This is a genomic window from Campylobacter concisus (assembly GCF_003048555.1).
Classification (GTDB): Bacteria; Campylobacterota; Campylobacteria; order Campylobacterales; family Campylobacteraceae; genus Campylobacter_A; species Campylobacter_A concisus_AO.
Window position 1 is genome coordinate 1 of record NZ_PIRR01000054.1, and the last position, 7781, is coordinate 7781.

Sequence of the window (7781 nt, forward strand, 5' to 3'; positions counted from 1 at the left end):
GTATATAATCACGTAAAAATTTAAATAATACAAAAAATAATAATAAGGAGTAATCTTGGCTAAAGAAGCTGGAGTAGTAAAATTTATTAGTGGCAAGGCGGTCGCTATCGATCAAAACGGAAATGAGAGAGAGCTAAAAGTAGGTGACATCCTTTATATGGGGGAGAGTATCAAGACAAGTGATGCCGCTGATAAAATAACAATCGTTTCAAATAATGGAAAAGAGATTACGATTGTAGGCAATGATACACTTGCGTTAAATCAAAGCACCATAGGCGCGGAAGGCTTGGCAGATGTTAGTGATTTGCAAAATGCTATTTTAAATGGTGGAGATCTAACAAAACTTGAAGAGACTGCTGCTGGTGGAAACACTGCTGCTGGTGGTGGAGATGGTGTTAGCCTAGGTGATGCTAAATTTGCTGAGGGTGGCCACTACTCAAACATTAATGCAACATATAGAAATTTAAGTGATACAAACAGAGCTTTTGCATCATACGATAGCCCAATAAGCGGATACAATGGTGGAGATGATACTATAATCCCAAGCAATCCTCTTGTAACTTTTATAAGCGATCTTAATAACGATGGTACTTTAAGCAGGGTTGAGCATGCACGTGATACAAATTTAAATACATCAAAAGTTCTTATTACAATTCCAAATGATGGCACAGTAAGGGCTGGAGATATACTAAATATCACTATAACTAAGCCAGATGGTAATACTGAAAATAAAACAATTCCTATCACTCCAACTATCATAAGCAATGGTTATCAGTTTGATGCTCCAATACAGACTGGTAAAATTTCAAAAGTTGATGCAACTATTACAAATTTTCAAGGAAATGTTAGTGGTAGAAGTGAAGATAGCGTAACTTCAAGTGGCTTTAGTGCTCCAGAGGTTAAATTTACAGAAGATAACAGCCCTGATAATAATCTATTGACATATACTGAAAATGCTAAAGACGGCAATCTAAATGAAACTCCAGTACTTATAACTGTAAAAGATGTGATTGTTGGAGATATACTTCATGTAACTTTGACAAAACCTGATGGCACAACCGAGCCTAGAAATATAACTATTAATGAAGACATAATAAATAATGGATATAAGATAGGTAATATGCCAGTTGAACATGGTAAGCCTTCAAAAGTGGAAGCTTTTGTATCAGATCGTACAAACACAATGATAAGTGCAACTGCAAGTGACTCTACTACTCTTGATGTGAAGCCGACTTTGACATTTACAGAGGATCAAGACAGCAAAGATGGTGATGGTTATTTAAATGATCAAGAAAATAGTAAAGACAATGACTTTAGAAGTACGACAGTAGAAATAACTCTACCAAAAGATGTAGTTATTGGCGATAAAATCGTTATAACTTATACCGATCCACTAACTAGGCAAGATACAACAAAAGAAATTTCTCTTACACAAGAGATGATTGATAATCAAAAAGTAAATACATCTCTTCCGATATTTCCAGATGTAAGAACATCAGCTAGTGTTCATGTGGTAGATAAAAACAATGTTCGAAAAAGCGAAGAGTCAGATCAAGATAGTGTAATGCCTATTGGTAGAAATTTAGAAATGACATTACCAGAAGAAAAGACTCTTCATGAAATTTCAAGACAAGAAAGTACTGATGACAATGAAGTAAATAAAACCACAGCAAGGATTACTCTGCCAAATAAAATTGATAATGGCGATAAGCTTACGTTAACTATTACTGGACCTGATCCTGATGATCCTGTAAATAATCCTTCTAAAACTTATACAAGAGAATTTACTATACATATGGATAGTAAAGGTGTCGTAACTAGTGTAACAGAAAATGGAACTTCTAATGTTTTAACACCGATAAAATCAGGTGACAATCAATATACCATTGATGTTTCTGGTATACAGCTAAAGCATGGAGAAGATACGACTATTAAGGCCAAAGTTACAAATTTAAATCCAAATAGACATACATCTATAAATGAGTCAGAAGTATCGGCTAGTTTAGAGTATGTAAAAAAACCTGAAGTTATCTTTGATGAAGCTGGTGGAGCTAAAACTATGACTAGAGAGCAAGCTATCAGCAAAGATAGTTTTGATAGCACAACAGTTACTATCAAGCTTCCTAAAAATGCAGTAAGTGGAGATAAACTAACTGTAACTATAAAAGAGCCAAATGAAGCTACTGCTAGAGAAATAAAATACACTATTGGAAAAGATAATAATGGTAAGTTCTTTGTAAAAGATAGCGATGGCAATAAAATAGATACAGAAACAGATGGTAGAAGCTTTAAAATTTCTGGCATTAAAACAGCAACTGGTCTAGAAACTAAAGTAACAGCTGAGATAAAAGATAAAGATGGTATTCAGCATGCAGAAGATACAAGCACAGTTACTATCTCAAATATAAACGATATGGCGGTATATTTCAAAGAGGATGCTGACCGTAACGTATCTTTAACGAGAGCAGAGAGTAAGGACCCAGATGGCGACCTACATAAAACGACAGTGATAGTAAAAGTGCCAAATAATGTTATAGCTGGTGATGTGGTAACTGTAAAAATAGATAATGGCACTTCACCTAAAACTTATAAGGTTACAGGTAGAGATCCAAGCGGTAAAATCATACTAGAAGATACTTCTACTCATACTTCTATAACTGCAAGTGATAAAAATGAGATAGAAATTCCTGGCGTAGAGATCATTGCTGGCAAGACCATCAATGTAACTACTGAGACCACCGATGCAAGTGGCGGCAAGAAGGCCGAAGCTCAAAATCATAATACTCTTGAAAAGCTTCATGAAGACATGGAGATAACTTTTGAAAAAGATACCAATAATGATGGTATTTTGGGCAGCACAGAGGCAACTGGAGCGACTACTATAGCAACTATCAAGCTTCCTTCAAATTTTGTTTTAGGTGATAAATTAATAGTAGAGTCACACAACGAAGACACGCCAAACAATAAAACGACCAAGACATATGAGATAGTAAAAGACAATAACGGCAAATTGATAGCCAAAAATGGCAGTGAAGAGCTTGATATTACCGATGATGCTGATAGCAATAAGGTGGTCAAATATACACTTGGCTTAACAGAAGATCATAAGACTATCATTAATGCCAAGGTTACTGATAATACTGGTGCTGATAAGGTTGAGACAAATAGCGATATTACGCTTGATGCTCAAGGTAGCGGTTCTGGAACAGGCTTTAGGCTATTTATTGATGAGGATAAAGATAGAAATGGAGTTCTAAGTAGAGATGAAGCCATGAAGGATGGAAATTTAAATACCACTTCGGCAATACTTCAAATCCCAACCACTGTAAATAGTGGCGATACTATAAAAGTTAAGGTAAATGGTGGAGTAGAACAAGAATATACTGTTGTTTCAAATGTCGGCAATCGCATTACTCTAAAATTTCCAGATAATCACACTGAATTACTTCCAACAGATAATAATCTAAAAATTTCTAATGTTCATATCGATAAAGATCATCCAGCAGTGGTTGAAGCTACTATAAATGGAGTAACAAAAATAGCTAAAGCTACATTGGAGTCAGTAGATACTAAAAATTTAAAGATTGAATTTGTTGAAGATAATGCAAGTAGAGACAATGTAATAGACAGAGATGAAGCTATTTTGGACAATGATATAAAAAAGACAATTATAAGCGTTCAGGTGCCGCATAATGTCACAAATGGCGATAAGATAGCAGTAACTATAAAAGAGCCTAAAGCCGATGGTACTACGGCTGATAGGACAATAAATTACACAGTTTCAAAAACTGCCAATGGTAAAATTTCACTTACAGATGATACTACTCATGTTACTACACAGTTAGCAAACAATACTATAAAAATTCCTGGCGTTGCTATGCTTCCAGGTCGTGAAACTAGTGCAGTAGCTACTATAACAAATGGTGCTGAGACTACAACTAGTAGTGAAGCAAAAGCTAAACTTGCACCTTTAAGTGAAGCGGGATTAAGTGTAAGCATAGTTGCTGATAAAAATGATAATGGCATTATCTCAAGAGATGAGTCAGGTAGTAAAATTTCAAAGGTTCATGTTTCTATCCCAGGAAGCGTTATAGCAGGCGATAAGATAGATGTTAAGATAACAAATCCTAATGGATCTATCTTAACTAAACATTATGAAGTTATGGGAAAAGATGTAAATGGAAAAATTACACTTAAAAATTTAGATGATAATTCTCAACAAACGCTTGGCAGAGATACTCCACTTGATCTTGATGCTACTATCGCAGTTGATAAAGAAACAAAAGCTGAAGTTACTCTAACTGACACATTTGGTGAGAGCAAAACAGTAAGCGATACGGCACATGCTGAAATCGATGCTATAAGAGGTATCATGTTTAATAAAGATATAAAAACCTCAGAAAGTGGCGAGAGATCTACTACGGTTAAAGTTTATCTTAATGAAGATGCTAGAAATGGAGATACGGTAGAGTTTAAATACACTGATCCAGACAACCACCATGCACTAACCAAGACTGTAAGACATACTTTATCAGCTGCAGATATAGCAAAAGGTACATTTGACCAAGAGCTTGATATCAATGCAAGATCAGCCTACGATCTAAATGTTAAAGCCTCACTTAAAACTTCAGATGGCTTAGAGTCCAAGTCTTACGAGCCTTATAAACCACTTCATATAGGCGTTGAAAACTATACGGTTAAATTTGACGCAAGCAAAGATATGAAAGGTGGTGAAGGTCATGATACTTTGGTGTTTGATAAACAAATAGTTGATCTTAGAGGCATTGCTAATCTTGATTCAAAAGTGGAAAGCTTTGAAAACCTTGAGCTTAAAGGAGAAACAAAGATCAAATTTAATGCACAAAATATCCTTGATATCACTGATAATCCTGATACGGTACTTAAGATAAAAGGTGGTGATGTTGATGCTAATGGCAATAAAATCACAAAAGTTGATCTAGTTCATAAATGGACAGTAGATCATTCATATGATACTGCTGGATTTAAAGGCTACTCAAGCATAGATCAAATAAATGGTAAAACTATCCATATCCAAATAGACGACAAAATCCACACCGATCTTTAATCCCCAAAATGAGTGCGTAAATTCGCACTCATTCCAAACTCAAACTCACATTATTTTTTAAGTCTTGTTTTACTAATATTTGCTCCTTAAAGGAGAAAATATGAAAAATTTAATAGCCGTTATTATAGTTATTGCTGCACTTGCTTTTGGTGCTTTTAAGTATATAAATTCATTTGTTGCACTTGATGAAAATGTAAATGCAAAGTGGTCGCAGGTATTAAATCAATATAAAAGAAGAGCCGAGCTTGTGCCAAATTTGGTTGAAACTGTAAAAGGCTACGCAGCCCATGAGCAAAAAATTTTTGAAGATGTCGCAAATGCTAGAAGCAAGAGTATGCAAGTAAGCGTTGATGCAAGTGGTCTTAGCGATGAAGCTAAGATGAAAGAATTTATGACAGCACAAAGCTCATTTGGCTTGGCTCTTGGTAGGCTTATGGCAGTTAGCGAGAACTATCCAGAGCTAAAAGCAAATCAAAATTTCTTATCTCTTCAGAGTCAGCTTGAAGGTACGCAAAACCGCATAAGCGTAGCAATGTATGATTATATAGAAGCTGTAAAAGAATATAACGTAGCCCTTAGAAGCTTTCCAAATAAATTTATAGTAAGTACTTTTTATCCTGAGCTAAAGCCAAAACAAAATCTTGAAATAAGCAACGAAGAGAAGATAAACCCAAAAGTTTCATTTGAGAAATGATGAAGAAAATTTTTGCTCTTTTATTTTTTACATTTTGCTTTTGTTTTGCCATAAATTTTAACGAGCAGATAAATGACGAGGCTCAAATTTTCTCTAGAAATGAGAAAGCTGAGCTTTTAAGCTTAGTGCAAAATTACGAGCAAAATAGTACGACGCAAATTGCTATCGTGACGCTTAAATCACTAGAAAATAAAAGTATAGAAGAGATCTCTCTTGAGATAGCTAGAGGCTACAAGCTGGGGCAAAAACAAAGCAGCAATGGAGTGCTTTTAATAATCGCTCCAAATGAGAGAAAAGTACGTATAGAAGTTGGTTATGGACTCGAAGGTGTGCTAACTGACGCTATATCAAGCCAGATCATAAATGATGTGATAGTGCCTAAATTTAAGCAAGGCGATATGGGCGGTGGCGCGATAGAGGGCATAAGAGCCATCATAAAGGTAGCTAGTGGCGAAGAATTTGAAAGTGTGAGTGATGAAGAAGAGATACCGTTTGGAATAGTTGCCTTTTTTGCTGGCATGATCTCGTGTTTTGTTTCTGGCTTTTTAGGTAAATTTTTTATGCGAATTGGCTTTAGTGTGTGTTTTGCAGGGCTGATATCTACGGTATTTGAGCAATTTTTTGGCGTGAAAAATTACTTCATTGTCTTTGCCATTGTATTTGTAATATTTTTTATTATTTTAAAAAATGCCTTTAAAAAAAATGCTCAAAGCAAAAATACACACAGTGATTTCGGGCGCGATAGATCAGACTCAAATAGTAGTGGTAGCGGTCATTCAAGTAGTTCAAGAGGTGGTGGCTTTAGTGGCGGCGGAGGCGGTTTTGGCGGAGGTGGAGCAAGTGGCAGTTGGTAAAATTTCATCAAAGATTAGCTTGTAAAGCTCAAATCCTTTAAAATATATAAAAACTTAGGAGCAAAGATGCTAGCTGGCGAGCTGCTTAAAAGCCATTTTGCTAAATTTGATCTAGTGGCGGTGCTTAGTAAATTTTTAGAGCAAAGTCATTTTGATAAAGAAAAATTTGATCTGCTCAAACAAAATAACTTTAAAATTTTAGATAAAAATATAAAACAAGAGATAGTTGAAACTGCTGGTTTTAAAGAGTTTTTTGACGAGAAATTTCAGAGCTTTTTATGCGAGCTTATGCAGAGTAAAGTTTTAATTGTTTCTGGCAAAGAGTATAAATTTAGTGAGCTTGAAATTTATACTTGTTTTGACGCAAATACCTACAAAAGGCAGTGTGAGGCAGGAGAGATTTACTTTCACAACTTTGGTTTTGACATATCTTTTAAAAGCGAGCCATCGCTTTATGGCGGAGTTTTAGTAAGAGGCCTAAAGCCCTTAAACGGGCAAAATTTTATCTTTGGGCCAAGAAAATGTGCCTTGCATATCTTAAATAGCAAAATTAGTAATTTAAACTTTGATCTAAAAGAGGCTGATTTTAGAAAAGATAAGATCATTTTTACACCACGTATTAGATCATTTGGCGATGAAAACCAGCAAAAAAATGATTGCCTTAGAGCATTTACTGCTGAGTTTGAAAAAGCCTTAGAGTTTGATGAAAATTATAAAAAGAGATTAAATGCCTATAAAAAGGGGTGAAATTCATCTTTTTATCAGCTTTTGCGGTGAGAAATTTAGCCCAAAAATGCTAGATAAAAAAGATCGCAGAAGAGTAAAAAAATACCCAAATTTAATAAAACAAAACTCATTTAGAATATCTCGCTACTTAAAATTTAAAACAAAGATGAGAGGTAAAATCTGTCTTTCGCATAAAGAAAATATTGCTGTTTTAGCCATTTCAAAAGAAAAGATCGGAGTCGATGTAGAAGAGCTAAAGCAGAGAAATTTTGACGCAGTAGCTAGCTTTTGCTTTACAAAAGAAGAGAGCAAAAATTTGGCAAATGCAAAAGATAAAACGCAAAAATTTTATGAAATTTATACTGCAAAAGAGGCAATTTTAAAGCTTAAAAATTTATCGTTTAGCGATCTTGGTACTACC

5 protein-coding genes are annotated in these 7781 nt (G+C 34.8%); all 5 read left to right on the forward strand.

Features of this window, described 5'->3' with window-relative positions:
- The first annotated feature begins 55 nt into the window (after positions 1 to 55).
- Positions 56 to 5086 carry a retention module-containing protein gene (locus CVS92_RS08155; protein WP_107789107.1) on the forward strand — a complete coding sequence of 1677 codons (5031 nt, stop codon included), beginning with the start codon at positions 56 to 58 and terminating at the stop codon, positions 5084 to 5086.
- Between the two features lie 100 nt (positions 5087 to 5186).
- On the forward strand, positions 5187 to 5780 hold the full coding sequence (locus tag CVS92_RS08160; RefSeq protein WP_107789108.1) for a LemA family protein: 594 nt from the start codon (positions 5187 to 5189) through the stop codon (positions 5778 to 5780).
- Entirely contained in the window at positions 5780 to 6634 is an 855-nt protein-coding gene (locus CVS92_RS08165; RefSeq protein ID WP_159070356.1) for a TPM domain-containing protein, read from the forward strand. Before CVS92_RS08160 ends, CVS92_RS08165 begins: the two co-directional genes overlap by 1 nt.
- A gap of 66 nt (positions 6635 to 6700) precedes the next feature.
- Positions 6701 to 7381, forward strand: coding sequence for an ABC transporter substrate-binding protein (locus tag CVS92_RS08170; protein WP_107789110.1), 681 nt, complete (start codon positions 6701 to 6703; stop codon positions 7379 to 7381).
- Positions 7362 to 7781, forward strand: a 420-nt coding sequence (locus CVS92_RS08175; protein ID WP_107789111.1) for a 4'-phosphopantetheinyl transferase family protein, incomplete at its 3' end; no start/stop codon positions are given. The genes CVS92_RS08170 and CVS92_RS08175, both read left to right, overlap by 20 nt.